Annotated in this window: 16 protein-coding genes; 9 read left to right on the top strand and 7 right to left on the bottom strand. The window is 65.7% G+C overall.

The features are described from left to right. Window positions 1-33: 33 nt before the first annotated feature. From A5732_RS21735 to dnaA, 4 genes are all read right to left on the bottom strand, one after another. A complete protein-coding gene (locus A5732_RS21735) occupies window positions 34-591 on the bottom strand; it encodes a DUF721 family protein (protein WP_076054593.1) in 558 nt (185 codons plus the stop codon). Then, on the bottom strand, window positions 588-1,745 hold the full coding sequence (recF, locus tag A5732_RS21730; protein WP_076103275.1) for a DNA replication/repair protein RecF: 1,158 nt from the start codon (window positions 1,743-1,745) through the stop codon (window positions 588-590). Before recF ends, A5732_RS21735 begins: the two co-directional genes overlap by 4 nt. Then, on the bottom strand, window positions 1,746-2,945 hold the full coding sequence (gene dnaN, locus A5732_RS21725; protein WP_076054596.1) for a DNA polymerase III subunit beta: 1,200 nt from the start codon (window positions 2,943-2,945) through the stop codon (window positions 1,746-1,748). A 569-nt stretch (window positions 2,946-3,514) separates the two neighbouring features. After that, complete coding sequence (dnaA, locus tag A5732_RS21720; protein WP_076054598.1) at window positions 3,515-5,050, bottom strand: chromosomal replication initiator protein DnaA; 1,536 nt, start codon at window positions 5,048-5,050, stop codon at window positions 3,515-3,517. Window positions 5,051-5,650: 600 nt separating this feature from the next. On the opposite strand from dnaA, the gene rpmH reads away from it, so the two are divergent. The 9 genes from rpmH (at window position 5,651) to A5732_RS21675 (ending at window position 12,056) form a co-directional block, all read left to right on the top strand. Continuing rightward, window positions 5,651-5,794, top strand: coding sequence for a 50S ribosomal protein L34 (gene rpmH, locus A5732_RS21715; RefSeq protein ID WP_003874369.1), 144 nt, complete (start codon window positions 5,651-5,653; stop codon window positions 5,792-5,794). Between the two features lie 23 nt (window positions 5,795-5,817). After that, window positions 5,818-6,177, top strand: coding sequence for a ribonuclease P protein component (gene rnpA, locus A5732_RS21710; protein ID WP_076103274.1), 360 nt, complete (start codon window positions 5,818-5,820; stop codon window positions 6,175-6,177). After that, the gene (yidD, locus tag A5732_RS21705) at window positions 6,174-6,521 is read left to right on the top strand and encodes a membrane protein insertion efficiency factor YidD (RefSeq protein ID WP_076103273.1); all 348 of its coding nucleotides are present in this window, start codon (window positions 6,174-6,176) and stop codon (window positions 6,519-6,521) included. The genes rnpA and yidD overlap by 4 nt, the downstream gene beginning before the upstream one ends. Next, complete coding sequence (gene yidC, locus A5732_RS21700; RefSeq protein WP_076054604.1) at window positions 6,505-7,599, top strand: membrane protein insertase YidC; 1,095 nt, start codon at window positions 6,505-6,507, stop codon at window positions 7,597-7,599. Before yidD ends, yidC begins: the two co-directional genes overlap by 17 nt. A gap of 82 nt (window positions 7,600-7,681) precedes the next feature. Beyond that, window positions 7,682-8,248, top strand: a complete 567-nt coding sequence (locus tag A5732_RS21695) for a protein jag (protein ID WP_065052122.1) — start codon at window positions 7,682-7,684, stop codon at window positions 8,246-8,248. A 76-nt stretch (window positions 8,249-8,324) separates the two neighbouring features. Then, window positions 8,325-9,065 (top strand): 16S rRNA (guanine(527)-N(7))-methyltransferase RsmG, encoded by a 741-nt coding sequence (rsmG, locus tag A5732_RS21690; RefSeq protein ID WP_076103272.1) that lies wholly within the window; start codon window positions 8,325-8,327, stop codon window positions 9,063-9,065. Next, window positions 9,062-10,027, top strand: a complete 966-nt coding sequence (locus A5732_RS21685; protein WP_142256655.1) for a ParA family protein — start codon at window positions 9,062-9,064, stop codon at window positions 10,025-10,027. The genes rsmG and A5732_RS21685 overlap by 4 nt, the downstream gene beginning before the upstream one ends. A gap of 23 nt (window positions 10,028-10,050) precedes the next feature. Then, entirely contained in the window at window positions 10,051-11,037 is a 987-nt protein-coding gene (locus A5732_RS21680; RefSeq protein WP_076103271.1) for a ParB/RepB/Spo0J family partition protein, read from the top strand. A 266-nt stretch (window positions 11,038-11,303) separates the two neighbouring features. Then, entirely contained in the window at window positions 11,304-12,056 is a 753-nt protein-coding gene (locus A5732_RS21675) for an acetyltransferase (RefSeq protein WP_139334730.1), read from the top strand. Between the two features lie 3 nt (window positions 12,057-12,059). Here the strand turns inward: A5732_RS21675 and A5732_RS21670 are convergent, their stop codons facing one another. From A5732_RS21670 to A5732_RS21660, 3 genes are all read right to left on the bottom strand, one after another. After that, complete coding sequence (locus tag A5732_RS21670; protein ID WP_064953458.1) at window positions 12,060-13,280, bottom strand: N-acetylmuramoyl-L-alanine amidase; 1,221 nt, start codon at window positions 13,278-13,280, stop codon at window positions 12,060-12,062. 132 nt (window positions 13,281-13,412) lie between these two features. Next, a complete protein-coding gene (trxA, locus tag A5732_RS21665; RefSeq protein ID WP_076054653.1) occupies window positions 13,413-13,766 on the bottom strand; it encodes a thioredoxin in 354 nt (117 codons plus the stop codon). Continuing rightward, window positions 13,763-14,305, bottom strand: a 543-nt coding sequence (locus A5732_RS21660; protein ID WP_171975071.1) for an NAD(P)/FAD-dependent oxidoreductase, incomplete at its 5' end; no start/stop codon positions are given. The genes trxA and A5732_RS21660, both read right to left, overlap by 4 nt.

The raw sequence follows: 14,305 nt of genomic DNA, 5'->3' as shown, positions 1-14,305 counted from the left end.
CCCCCCGGGGATCCGCGGATGCCATCAAACTCCCTAACCGTAGGTATCGCGCGGGCCTCTTCCCGCGATATGACGCGGCCCCTTGCGCCACGAAGGCGCCGCCGGGCCGGTGATTTTCACCGACGTCACCACACCGTTGCCGACGGCGGCGGCGATCTTGGCCAGTAACTGCGACTGGATCATCCGCAACTGGGTGGCCCACGCCGTCGATTCGGCGACCACACTCAGCACACCATCATTGAGGGCGGTCGGCGTGGCATGGTCGGCGATCTGGTGTCCGACGACCGTCGCCCAGTTGCCCAGCACGGTGCCCTCGGCGACCTGCGCAGACCAACCCCGCTTTTTCGCCAGATCACGCGCCAGGCTGCCCAGCGGTTGGGGGTCGCGAACATCGGGTCCTGGACCCGACCAACTGCGGCGCTGGCCCGCCACCCGGCGCGGGGCGGGGGCACTCGCGCGGCCGCGACCGGCGTCTTTGCCCTGAGCCCGCGCGGCCGCTCTAGCCTCCTCGAGGGTGCGCCGCACCAGATCGATCCCACTCAGCGCGTTCAACGGCTCGGTGGGACGCGGACCGTCATCCGTGCCGGTCACGCGCGCATCTCCGATATCCGTCCCGAATCGCTGTCCCGTAAGTCGACGTACACCTGCCGAGCCTCCCAGCCCGCCGGAATGTCTTCTAGCACCGCCGCGGTGACCAGCACCTGTTCGGCCGATTCGGCCACCGTGGCCAACGCACGGCGGCGCGCCGCATCGAGTTCGGCGAACACGTCGTCGAGCAATAACACGGGGTCGCTTTCTTCGGCTCGCAGTAATTCGTAAGCGGCCAACCGCAGCGACAACGCGAACGACCACGATTCCCCGTGGCTGGCAAAACCTTTCGCGGGCTGGTCGCCGAGCCACAACTCCAGGTCGTCGCGGTGCGGTCCGACCAGGCACATGCCGCGTACCAGCTCCGCATCGCGGCGCGCCGACAGCGCCGCGAGCAACGCGGCCTCGAGGAACTCGCGGTCAGCGCCGGCGATGTCTGCCGCGGCCTCGGCGCCCAGGCTGGACCGATAACCGATCGAGGCAGCGCGCGATCCCGGCGCCAGCAGCTGATAGGCCTTCTCCACCTCGGGTGCCAACTGGTTCACCAAATCGATACGGACGGCCATCAATTGGGCGCCGTATTCGGCGAGGCGGCTGTCCCAGACGTCTAGCGTGTCCAGGGCGCTCTGATCCCCGCGGTAGCGCGCACCGGACAGGGATTTCAACAGCGCCGTGCGCTGGCGCAGGACTTTTTCGTAGTCGGCGCGCACCCCGGCCACCGCCGGCCGGCGCACCGTCGCCAAATCGTCGAGGTAGCGCCGCCGGTCGGACGGGTCACCGCGGACCAAGGACAGATCCTCGGGAGCAAACAACACCGCCCGCAAGACCCCGATCACCTCGCGCGTACTGCGCACAGGTGAGCGGTTCAGCCGCGCCTTGTTCGCCCGGCCGGCCGCGATTTCCAGATCGACCGCGCACTCCCTGCCTTCGTTGACCACGATCGTAGAAACCACCGCGCGGTCGGTGCCCGCGCGGATCAACGGCGCATCCGTTCCCACCCGATGCGAGCCCATGGTGCTCGAATACCACAGCGCTTCAAGAAGATTCGTCTTCCCAAAGCCGTTGGACCCGATGAATACCGTCCGACCAGGCTGCAATTCGAGGTCGACATGTGCCCAGGACCGGAAGTCGCGCAGTCCCAAATGCCGGACGTACACCTAGCCAGGCAACCGGACGGGCATCAGCAAGTAGACGTAATCCGTCGGCAGGGCGCTGTAGGGCCCCGTGCCGGTCGGGTGGCTGTCGTCGTTCAACGCCGGACGCAGCAGCGCCGGCTTGCCCGGCGTCGTGAAACCGAACGACACCCGCTCGGAATGCACCGATCCCAGTCCGTCGGTCAGATAGGTCGGGTTGAAGGCGATCGTCAGCGGCTCACCGACGAAATCGACCGCCAAGTCCTCCTCGGCCCGGCCGACGTCATCGGCGCCCGCGGACAGCCGCAGCGAGCCCTCGCTGAATTCCATCCGCACCTGGGCGCCCCGGTCGGCCACCAGCGCCACCAGCTTGATCGCCTCGGTCAACTCCGCGACGTTGATGGTCGCGACCGCCGTGTGCTCCGCCGGCAACAGCTGACGGAACTTCGGGAATTCCGCGTCGAGCAATCGGGTGGTGCTGCGCTTGCCGTTACCGCTGATGCCGAGCAATCCGTCTTTGCCGACGCCCGACCCCGCACCCAATGACAGCCGGACCTCGGAGCCGTCGGCGCCCGTCCGCGCGGCCTCGGCCAGCGTCTTGGCCGGGACCAGGACCGCGGCTTCGATATCGGGCGAGGCCGCCGACCACGTCAGCTCGCGAACCGCCAAGCGGAACCTGTCGGTAGCGGCCAAAACCACCTTCTCACCCGAAATCTCGACCCTGATTCCGGTCAGCATCGGCAACGTGTCGTCGCGGCCGGCCGCGATGGCGACCTGGCTGATCGCCTCGGCGAACAGGTCGGCGGGCAGCGTCCCGGTCTCTTCCGGCAGCGTCGGCAGCGTCGGGTAATCCTCAACCGCCATCGTCGGCAGCGAGAACCTGGCGTTTCCGCAGTGCAGCGCCACCCGGTTACCGTCGACGTAGAAGTCGATCGGCTTGTTCGGCAGCGCCCGCACGATGTCTGACAGCAACCGGCCGGATACCAAAACGCTTCCCGGAGAAGCTATTTCGGCTGCAACCTGTGCTTCTGCGGAAACCTCGTAGTCGAATCCCGAGATCGTCAGGCCCTCATCGGTTCCCGAGAGCAGCACACCGGAGAGCACCGGCACCGCAGGTCGGGACGGCAGGTTCTTCGCCACCCAGGACACCGCGTCTGCGAAAGACTCCCGGACCAAACGAAATTTCAAGTCGCTGAGGCCAGCCGTTGTCGTCGCCGCGTCCATAGCGTCCCTTCACCTACCCAGCGTTCTCGAATCCATTGGCTAGCCGCCCCCCGCTAGCACGGGGCTCCGCCACGCGCGCCGATGACACGTAATGCCAACGACGAACGCAACGGCAGTCGAAGAACAACCGTAGATCCTCCGACGCCATCTTGAAAGCTAATCGCAAACCCCGACAACCCGAGCTGACGACGCCTCCGACGACGGGTGCCTGCCGCGCGTCCCCAAGCCTGTATTTCAAAGAAGAACCGATGAAGAGATCTCAGTACCAGTATTAAGGCCTGTGCATTCTGGGGACAGCATGGTCTCGGCGCAGCTAGCGCCATGATCGGGTTGTGCATCGCGGCACCAACGCCTGTGGGTGACATGTTGGGCGGATGGGGACGAACGACGGCTGTGCACGCAAGGCCCGGTACTACACCGGCGTTTGATTGCGTTGTGCACAGCCCTGCGCACATGCCTTGGGTGTGGCGGATGTGACAGACGGGCGTGAAGTTTCTCGAAAAAAATTACAAAACCACGTGCAGCGAAGGCACGAAATCAGCGCTCGGTGCGCTGGGGGAGTGGGGAACTCAGCGCTTGGAGCGCTGACGGATGCGAGTGGTGAGCTCCTTGACGTGGTCAAAAACCTCACGCCGCTCGGCCATCTCGGACAAGATCTTGCGCTGCGCATACATGACGGTGGTGTGATCACGCCCGAATGCCTGCCCGATCTTGGGCAGTGACAGATCGGTGAGCTCGCGGCACAGATACATGGCGATCTGGCGTGATTGGGCCAACGCCCGGGTCTTGCCGGGACCGCGGAGCTCTTCCACGGTGGTGTCGAAGTATTCGGCGGTGGCCGCCATGATGGTGGCCGCGCTGATCTGCATGGTGCTGGCGTCGGCGATCAGATCGCGCAGCACAATCTCGGCCAGCGCCTTGTCGATCGGCGTCTTGTTCAGCGACGCGAACGCGGTCACCCGGATCAGGGCGCCCTCGAGTTCACGGATGTTGCGTTCGATGCTGCTGGCGATCAGCTCGAGGACGTCGTCGGGCACCGCCAGCCGCTCCATCTGCGCCTTCTTACGCAAGATGGCGATGCGGGTTTCCAGCTCCGGGGGCTGCACATCGGTGATCAAGCCCCACTCGAACCGCGTCCTCAGCCGGTCTTCCAGGGTGGCCAGCTGTTTGGGCGGCCGGTCCGAGGAGATGACGATCTGCTTGTTGGCGTTGTGCAGGGTGTTGAAGGTGTGGAAGAACTCTTCCTGGATACCTTCCTTGCCCTCGATGAACTGAATGTCATCGACTAGCAGCACGTCGACGTCGCGATAGCTGCGCTTGAACGCGACCTTGCGGTCGTCGCGAAGCGAGTTGATGAAGTCGTTGGTGAATTCCTCGGTGGAGACGTACTTGACCCGCATCCCGGGGAAGAGCCGCTGCGCGTAATTGCCGGCGGCGTGCAGCAGGTGGGTCTTGCCCAGACCGGACTCACCCCAGATGAACAGCGGGTTGTAAGCCCGGGCCGGCGCTTCGGCGATGGCCAGGGCGGCCGCGTGGGCGAACCGGTTGGAGGCGCCGATGACGAAGGTGTCGAAGGTGTAGCGACGGTTGAGGCTCGTTCCGGCGGCGACGGCCGGATCGATGGCGTGCGGGCGCTCGGTGAAGTAGTTGGGCCAGCCCGGCTGGTTGTCGCTGACGGTTTCGCTGTTTTCGAAAGCTTCCTCGGTGTCGACGGCCGCGGCGTCGGCGGGGAACGACGGGTCGGATCCGGGGAAGGGTTCCGCCGGCGGGATGAGCGCATCGTCGACATCGTCGGGCGGGGGAGCGATGCGGACGCCGAGTTGGATCTGCTGCCCGAGCCGGCGGCTGAGCGCATCGGTGATGGGGGCCCGCAGATGTCGTTCGATCTCGTTTTGGACGAAACTGCTCGGCACCGACAGCAGAGCAAATCCCTCGACGATGGTCAGCGGGCGAACCAGATTCAGCCACGCTCGTTGCTGGGGGGTGAGGGGAGTGACCAGAGTCGTGCGGTTGGGGACCATGCCGTCGGTGGTGGGCTCTCCGTTGAGTTCGGAAACGACCGCATTCCACACTGTCGTGAAACTGGAACCGGGGTCATCGGTCAACGACGCATCTCCCTGGTTCTCGAACGTCCCGACCCGAGTTACACCACGCTTGGCGACAAAACAACTGTCCACATAGTTATACACAGGTGTGGACAGGATGATCGTAGGTGAGCCACAACCTACCGGCGACGGCTCGCGATCTCCGCGCTGGAAGAGAACCTCGAAAGGTTGTCTAGGCAGCTAGTCGATCTACCATCCTCGCTTCGTTGTCGAGCGCTGCTTCAGTCTAAAACGACTTCGCAGAAGCTAACAGTTTTCCGTTCGGCTGCCAACCGTTCCGTTGCATTCCAATCGGGTCGTTTAGGGTACGTGAGGCTTACTTCGGCTCGTTATGGTAGCCACGTCGGTGGCGGGTGTGACCGAAACGGAAATCTTTCTTCGGGCGTCCGCGCGGGTTCGTTGCGGGAAGCCAGGTTTGACCAGGCGAAGCCTCGTAAGTACCCTCAAACAGTCGCCCGAAAGTCGGCGATACGGCTGCGACCCGAACCACCCTGGGGACCGCGCCGGCCAGCAGCACCAAGACCACCTCCGGTCGAACCGCAGACGAGCCCGATGCGAAACGTCTGAGCGGCCGGATGGCAACACAACGAGGAGAACGTCGTGGCCAAGGGCAAGCGGACCTTCCAGCCGAATAACCGGCGCCGAGCCCGCGTGCATGGTTTCCGCCTGCGGATGCGCACTCGTGCCGGACGCGCGATCGTGTCCGGTCGGCGCCGCAAGGGTCGCCGCGCGCTCTCTGCCTGATCGCAACGTCAGGTCTTTCGGCGGTGCTTCCCGCACGCAACCGCATGACGCGGTCAATTGACTTTGACGCGACGGTGAAGCACGGGATTCGCCTGGCACAGCCCGATGTCGTCGTGCACTTACGTCGGGGAGTGGACGGCGACGAAATCGATGCGCCCCGCGTCGGACTGGTTGTGGGCAAGCCCGTCGGATCCGCCGTTGAACGCCACCGGGTCTCGCGTCGGCTGCGGCATGTGGCGCGCACGCTACTGAGCGAGCTCGGCCCATCCGATCAGTTGGTGATCCGTGCACTGCCCAGCAGCCGCACCGCATCCTCGGCCCGGCTCGAGCAGGAACTGCGCCGGTGTCTGCGCCGGGTGCCTGCGGCGGGGAGCAAGCCGTGACGGCACCGGCGCGGCTGCGCGCGTTCACCCGTACGACCGGAAGGGCCGCCGCGCGCGGAGTGATTTTTCTGATCCAGCTGTACCGGCATATGGTGTCGCCGCTACGTCCGGCGACCTGTCGCTTCGTTCCGACCTGCAGCCAGTACGCGGTCGATGCGCTCGATGAGTACGGGCTGATTCGGGGGAGCTGGTTGGCTGCGGCCAGACTCGCCAAGTGCGGACCATGGCATGAAGGCGGATGGGATCCGATACCGGACCGCCCGGAAAGCCACGTGAATTGCCAAAACGCCAGCGACGCTTGGGTTGTCCGGGCGGCGCGAGGGGAGAGTGGATCTTTTGTTTGATTTCTTCAGCCTCGACTTCGTCTACTACCCGGTGTCGTGGATCATGTGGGTTTGGTACAAGTTGTTCGCCTCCATGCTGGGGCCGTCGAACTTCTTCGCCTGGGCGCTGTCGGTGATGTTCTTGGTCTTCAGCCTGCGGGCGCTGCTCTACAAGCCGTTCGTGCGGCAGATCCGCACCACGCGCCAGATGCAGGAACTGCAGCCGCAGATCAAGGCGCTGCAGAAGAAATACGGCAAGGACCGCCAGCGCATGGCGCTCGAGATGCAGAAGCTGCAGCGCGAGCACGGCTTCAACCCGATCCTGGGCTGCTTGCCGATGCTGGCGCAGATCCCGGTGTTCATCGGTCTGTATCACGTGCTGCGTTCGTTCAACCGGACCACCGGCGGCTTCGGCCAGCCCCACTTGTCGGTGGCGCAGAACCGCCTGACCGGAAACTACGTCTTCACCCCGACCGACGTCGGACACTTCCTGGACGCCAACTTATTCGGCGCACCCATCGGTGCCTTCATGACGCAGCGCACCGGGCTGGACGCGTTCACGTTCTTCAGCCGGCCGGCCGTGATCGCGGTGGGCCTGCCGGTGATGATCCTGGCCGGCGTCGCGACCTACTTCAACAGCCGGGCCTCGGTGGCGCGGCAGAGCCCGGAGGCGGCGGCCAACCCGCAGACCGCGATGATGAACAAACTCGCGCTCTACGTCTTCCCGCTCGGCGTGGTGGTCGGTGGGCCGTTCCTTCCGCTCGCGATCATCCTGTACTGGTTCGCCAACAACATCTGGACCTTCGGGCAGCAGCACTACGTCTTCGGGATGATCGAAAAAGAGGACGAAGCCAAGAAGCAGGAAGCGATCCAGCGCCGGGCGGCCAACGCGCCGGCGCCGGGAGCGAAGCCGAAGCGGAATCCCAAGGCGGCATCACCGGGTGGGAACGGCTCGTCGACGGCCGACAGCGACACCGATGCATCAGGTTCCGCGGCGGCGGATTCCGATGTGGCCGACGGCCCGGCGGGCGACGCGGGCAACGGCCCGACCAACCGCACGCCGCGGCCCGGCGCGCGACCGAAAAAACGCAAACGCTGATCCGGGCGGAATAGCTATCGGGGGCCGCCCGGACAGGGCGATCCCAATTGGGCTGGGGCCCATGGAATGAGGGAGAGAAGACATGACAGACGCTGACACCACCGAGCGCGACGCCGACACGGAGCTCGACACCCAGGCGGCCTCCGAGGATGCCGCGGAGTCCGGTGCGGAAGGAATCGATGATCTCGAGGAGCGGTTGGTCGCCGAGGGCGAGATAGCCGGCGACTACCTCGAAGAGTTGTTGGACCTGTTGGACTTCGACGGCGACATCGACTTGGACGTCGAGGGCAGCCGCGCGATCGTCAGCATCGATGGCAGCGACGACTTGAACAAGTTGGTCGGCCGCGGCGGCGAGGTGCTCGACGCGCTGCAAGAACTCACCCGCCTCGCGGTGCACCAGAAGACCGGCGTGCGGAGCCGGTTAATGCTCGACATCGCGAGCTGGCGCCGGCGGCGCCGGGAGGAATTGGCGGCGCTGGGCGACAAGGTCGCGCGCCGGGTCCTCGAGTCCGGGGACCGCGAAGAGCTCGCACCGATGACGCCGTTCGAACGCAAGATCGTCCACGACGCGGTCGCGGCGGTCGCCGGCGTGCACAGCGAGAGCGAGGGCGTCGAGCCCGCGCGCCGTGTGGTCGTCCTGCACGACTGATCCAGAGTTACAGCGGTGTAGTTCCCATCGCCCGTCCCGGCCTCCGAAGGTTGCAAGTGCACGCTCCAACTAGAGGATGTTTCACGTGAAACATGTCGGTCGCGCCGACGCCGCGGCGGAACCTCCCGGGGAGGGCGCCGGGATCGGCGCGGCCCCCGACTCCGCGGCCGCGATCTTCGGCGACCGGCTGGGAACCGCGCGGCGCTATGCGGAGCTGCTCGCAACCGCGGGCGTGGAGCGGGGGCTGCTCGGCCCGCGAGAGGTCGACCGTATCTGGGGCCGCCACATACTCAATAGCGCGGTCCTCAGCGAGCTCCTCGGCTCGGGCGAACGGATCATCGATATCGGCAGCGGGGCGGGCCTGCCCGGGATACCGTTGGCGATCGCGCGACCCGATCTGGACGTCGTGTTGCTCGAGCCGCTGCTGCGGCGCAGCGAATTTCTCACCGAGGTCGTCAACGAACTAGGGTTAGCCGTCGAGGTGGTCCGTGGCCGTGCGGAGGAACCGAGAGTGCGCAACCGGTTCGGGGAGAGGGATGCTGCGGTGTCGCGAGCGGTTGCATCATTGGACAAGCTGACGAGGTGGAGCTTGCCCCTACTACGCCCCGACGGGCGCATGCTCGCCATCAAGGGGGAGCGGGCTTCCGATGAAGTTGAACAGTACCGGCGTGTGATGGCAGCATCGGGCGCCGCTGATGTCAGGGTGGTGACATGTGGCGCGACCTATTTGCGTCCCCCCGCAACCGTAGTTTCAGCGCGACGCGGAAAGCCGCCACACCACAAGCCGGCACGGACCGGGAAGGCCGGAACCCGATGAGTTCTTCAGGAGATTGGCCGGTGGCTCCGCAGGCGCCGGCAGACGTTCAGCAGGCGGCAGCACCAGCCCCGGCGCCGGCGACGAATGTTTCACGTGAAACAGCGGACGAATTCGATACCCCGATCGGGGCGGCCGCCGAGCGCGCGATGCGGGTGTTGCACACTACCTACCCGCCGCTGCGCCGGCCGTCCCATCGCCGGGTGTTCACAGTCGCGAATCAGAAGGGCGGCGTAGGGAAGACCACCACGGCCGTCAACCTCGCGGCGGCCCTCGCGCTGCAGGGACTCAAGACCCTCGTCATCGACCTCGACCCTCAGGGCAACGCCAGCACGGCACTCGGCATCACGGACCGCCAATCCGGGACTCCGTCGTCCTACGAGGTTCTGCTCGGCGAGGTCGCCGTGCAGGACGCGCTACGGCAGAGTCCGCACAACGAGCGCCTGTTCTGCATCCCGGCGACGATCGACCTAGCCGGTGCCGAAATCGAATTGGTCAGCATGGTGGCGCGCGAGAACCGACTGCGCACCGCGCTGGCCGACCTCGACAGCCTCGACTTCGACTGCGTCTTCATCGACTGTCCGCCATCGCTCGGATTGCTGACCATCAACGCGCTCGTCGCCGCGCCGGAGGTGATGATCCCGATCCAATGCGAGTACTACGCCCTCGAGGGCGTCTCGCAACTGATGCGCAACATCGAGATGGTGAAGGCCCACCTCAATCCCAAGCTCGAGGTGAGCACCGTCGTGCTGACCATGTACGACGGCCGCACCAAACTCGCGGACCAGGTCGCCGAAGAGGTACGCCGATACTTCGGAAGCAAGGTGTTGCGCACGGTCATTCCGCGCAGCGTCAAGGTTTCCGAGGCGCCCGGCTACAGCATGACCATCATCGATTACGACCCCGGCTCACGCGGGGCGATGAGCTATCTCGATGCGAGCCGCGAACTCGCCGAGCGCGATTGACCACCATCCGCGAAGGGACGACTATGACGCAGCCGCTACGCAAGAAGGGTGGCCTCGGACGGGGCCTGGCTTCGCTGATTCCGACTGGACCCGCGGAGGGTGACTCGGGACGGGCGACGCTCGGCCCGCGGATGGGCGACGCCGCCGCCGACGTCTTGATCGGGGGACCGCCGCCACAGGATGCGTCCTCCGTGGGGGCGGTCTATCGCGAGATCGCGCCCGCCGACATCGAACGCAACCCGCGTCAGCCCCGACAGGTCTTCGACGAGGAAGCGCTGTCGGAACTGGTGCACTCCATCCGCGAGTTCGGTCTCTTGCAGCCGATCGTGGTGCGGGCGGTCAAGGATTCCACGAGCGGTGTGCGTTATCAGATCGTGATGGGGGAGCGGCGCTGGCGCGCGGCCCAAGAGGCCGGCCTGGCGACCATCCCGGCCATCGTGCGCGAGACCGGCGACGACAACCTGTTGCGCGACGCCCTGTTGGAAAACATCCATCGTGTGCAGCTGAACCCGTTGGAAGAGGCGGCCGCCTACCAACAGCTGCTCGACGAGTTCGGGGTCACCCACGATGAACTGGCCGCGCGCATCGGTCGGTCGCGGCCGTTGATCACCAACATGATCCGGTTGCTCAAGCTGCCGATCGCGGTGCAACGGCGGGTGGCCGCCGGGGTGCTGTCGGCCGGACACGCGCGCGCTCTGCTGTCGCTGGAGGCGGGCCCGGAAGCCCAGGAGGAGCTGGCCACCCGGATCGTCGCCGAGGGGCTGTCGGTGCGGGCCACCGAGGAAGCGGTCACCTTGGCCAACCGGGGTGGTGCGGCCACGCCGACCGCCCCGCGTCGCAAGCCGATCCAGATGCCGGGTCTGCAAGACGTTGCTGACAAGCTCTCGACGGCCTTCGACACCCGCGTCACGGTCAGTCTGGGCAAACGCAAGGGCAAGATCGTCGTCGAGTTCGGTTCGGTGGACGATCTGCAGCGGATCATCGACGTCATGTCCCCGCCCAAGGCATGAACTAGGACACCGTGTAATTACGTCACTGTGACACCGAGGCCGTTTCTGCGGAAAATTGACCCACCCTAGGGGCTCCGGCTCGACGAAACGGCATGCGCATCAACAACTTTCGACTATAGACCCGTTGCGGCGGCGCGGCGCCGGCCGTTCGGGCCCGCCAACCCCTGTTGGCCAGGCCAAAGCTGGCCCGATCACGACCACCTCTCCTATCCTGGAGGGGCTGCCGGTGCAGATCGCCGCAGTACCGCACAGGAGCCAGGAGGCTAGTGTCCGCTCGAATCATGCCGCTACGGCTCGAGGCATTCGAGCAGCTTCCCAAGCACGCACGCCGGTGCGTCTTCTGGGAAGTCGATCCCGCGACCCTCGGTAATCACGACCACCTCGCCGATCCCGAATTCGAAAAAGAGGCGTGGTTGTCGATGGTGATGCTGGAGTGGGGCTCGTGCGGGCAGGTCGCGACGGCCGTCCCGGACGAGCGAAGCCAAGCCGAGCCGCCGTGCCTGGGTTACGTCTTCTATGCGCCGCCGCGGGCGGTGCCGCGGGCACAGCGATTCCCGACCGGTCCGGTGTCCGCGGACGCGGTGCTGTTGACGTCGATGGGCATCGAACCCGGGCCGGCGGCCGACGACCTACCGCACGGTTTGATCGCCCGCGTCATCGACGAACTGGTGCGCCGCGGCGTCCGCGCGCTCGAAGCGTTCGGCCGCACCCCAGCGGCGTCAGAATTGCAGGATCCGCACCTCGTCGGTCCGGACGTGCGGCCTGTCCTGGAAGCCGTCGGCGACTGCTCGGTCGACCACTGCGTCATGGACGCCGAGTTCTTGCAAGATACGGGTTTCGTTGTGGTGGCGCCACATACGTACTTCCCTCGACTGCGCCTCGAGCTCGACAAGGGCCTCGGGTGGAAGGCGGAAGTGGAGGCGGCCCTGGAGCGCCTGCTGGAGAGCGCGCATCTGGAGCAGCCGGTGGGCGCGGGGTCCACGACGGCGAATGCGTTGAAAACCACCCAGGGTGGTTAGAAGCTAGGAACCGCCGAGTTGGCTGGTACGTTCCACCGACAGCTCGTGCGCCAGCAGTTCGGCGAAAGTGAATGTGCCAGTGGGCCGGTCGTTCTTGCCCAACAGGTAGAGCCGCTTGACCGCGGCGAGGATTCCCTCGGCGATGGCGTCACGGGTCTGGGTCGAGACCAGCATCGAGCGATCCCGCGGGTTGGTGATGTAGCCGACGTCGACCTGGACCGTCGGCATCCGGGTCAGGCGCAGCAGGTCCCACGTGCGGCCGTGCGTGCGGCAGTCACGTAAACCGGTGCGGGCCACCACTTCTCGCTGGATGAAGTCGGCGAGATTGCGCCCGATGGTGGAGACCGATCCATGCGAGTTGCCGAAGTGAAAGGAAGCCACCCCATTGGCGGCGGCGCTGATCTGACTTTCGCAGCGCAGGCTGATCATCAGGTCGGCGCCAACGTTGTTCGCGGTGGCGGCTCGTTCGGCATCGAGGGGGCTGCGGCTGACCGGTCGGGACAGGAAGGTCTCCATGCCGATCGCGGCCATCCGTCCCTCGAGGCGGCTGGCCAAGTCCCACAACACATCTGCTTCGCTGACCGGTCCCGACGGGCCCTGCATGATCGTGCCGTGGTCCGCGCCGCCGCGGCCCGGATCGATGATGATCCGCTTGCCCGACAGTTTGGGACCGGATGAGCGAACCAGCTCCTCCTCGCGCAGCGCGTGCGGAGATCCACCGGTGACCCGTGAACTCAGGAAGTGAAAGGAGCGCAACGTTTCCGGGCCGCAGATGCCGTCGGCGGAGAGCCCGTACTCGCGCTGATACGACATCAAGGCGTTGTGAGTCTGCAACCCGAAGTAGCCGTCGACCAGACCGGTGTAGAAGCCGAGATCCTGCAGGCGTGCCTGCAGCGTGGCGACGTCATCGCCGAACAGTGGGGCACCGAATTGGTGATACAGCGTGCGGGCACCAAGCCGGTACGAGGCCTCCTTCAGCGCCCGGTAGGTGGCCTCGCCGACGATGCCGTCCACCAGCAGACCGCGATGCTGTTGAAAGGCGCGGACCGCCTGGTCAAGTTCGGCGTCGAAAAGGTCGAGGGCCACGTGCCGCCCGGTGTTGAGATCGTCCTCGGAGCTATCCAGCAGGCCTAGTGTGGCCAGCGTTGCCCGGATCTCGGTCACAGCAGCGCCGCGGTCTCCACAGCGCAGCGCGTCGCCGTATTCGCGGCGCGGACTCGACATACCAAGGGCCCTCCGGGACTGACTGACAAGCTCAGATGTAGGCAACAGCTAACCGTATTGTCGCAGACGTCTCGTAAATTCGGGAAAACCCCAGGCTATGCGCGGGGCGTGGTGCGACGAATTAAATGAATGTCAGCCGAGGTCGGGAACCGCGTCCGAGAGCTCACGCAGTAACGACGCCTTGCCCTTCGCGCCGACGATCCGCTTCACCGGCTGCCCGTCTTTGAACAGGATCAGGGTGGGAATAGAGACCACCTGGAAGTTCTGTGCGGTTTCCGGGTTGGCATCGACGTCGAGCTTGGCAACGGTGAGGTGTTCGCCCCGCTCGTTGGCGATCTCCTCCAGAACCGGCGCAACCATCTTGCAGGGGCCGCACCAGGTCGCCCAAAAGTCAACCAGCACAGGCTTATTGCTGGACAACACGTCGGTGGAGAATGACGCGTCAGAGACTTCTATTGTGGCACCGGCTTTTTCGGCGTCGGTCATTGTGGCGCTCCAATCAATGTGTCGGTACTGCCCGGAAATTCGGTGGCGTCGCCTTGTGCGGCGGCGCTGGCCTCTTCGTGGTCGGCGAGCCAGCGTTCGGCGTCGATGGCGGCCGAGCAGCCGCTGCCGGCGGCGGTAATAGCTTGGCGGTAGGTGCGATCCACCAGGTCCCCGGACGCGAACACCCCATCAATCGAGGTGGCCGTGGTGCGGCCCTGCACCAGCACGTACCCGTCGGGGTCAGTGTCGAGGACGTCGCGTACCAGCTCCGAGCGCGGATCATGCCCGATCGCCACGAACACCCCGGTCACCGCCAATGTCGAGACCGCACCGGTGCCGGTATCCCGCAACCGCAGACCGGTCACGGTCTGCTCACCCTCGACCGCCTCGACCGCCTTGTTGGTCAAGATGGTGATCTTCTCGTTCGCGCGGGCGCGCTCCAGCATGATCCGGGACGCCCGGAACTCCTCCCGGCGGTGCACCAGGGTCACACTGCGGGCAAAGCGGGTCAAAAACGTGGCCTCCTCCATCGCCGAGTC

The sequence above is a fragment of the Mycobacterium colombiense genome, from assembly GCF_001953985.1.
Lineage (GTDB): Bacteria > Actinomycetota > Actinomycetes > Mycobacteriales > Mycobacteriaceae > Mycobacterium > Mycobacterium colombiense_B.
Note: the sequence above shows the minus strand (reverse complement) of the source record. Positions and strands in the feature narration are given on the sequence as shown.

Bases quoted from the DNA above. Each gene is read 5' to 3' on its own strand.
- A5732_RS21695 (WP_065052122.1), top strand. From the start codon at position 7,682: ATGACAGACGCTGACACCACCGAGCGCGACGCCGACACGGAGCTCGAC.
- A5732_RS21680 (WP_076103271.1), top strand. From the start codon at position 10,051: ATGACGCAGCCGCTACGCAAGAAGGGTGGCCTCGGACGGGGCCTGGCT.
- A5732_RS21685 (WP_142256655.1), top strand. From the start codon at position 9,062: ATGAGTTCTTCAGGAGATTGGCCGGTGGCTCCGCAGGCGCCGGCAGAC.
- trxA (WP_076054653.1), bottom strand. From the start codon at position 13,766: ATGACCGACGCCGAAAAAGCCGGTGCCACAATAGAAGTCTCTGACGCG.
- A5732_RS21670 (WP_064953458.1), bottom strand. From the start codon at position 13,280: ATGTCGAGTCCGCGCCGCGAATACGGCGACGCGCTGCGCTGTGGAGAC.
- dnaN (WP_076054596.1), bottom strand. From the start codon at position 2,945: ATGGACGCGGCGACGACAACGGCTGGCCTCAGCGACTTGAAATTTCGT.
- rsmG (WP_076103272.1), top strand. From the start codon at position 8,325: ATGTTTCACGTGAAACATGTCGGTCGCGCCGACGCCGCGGCGGAACCT.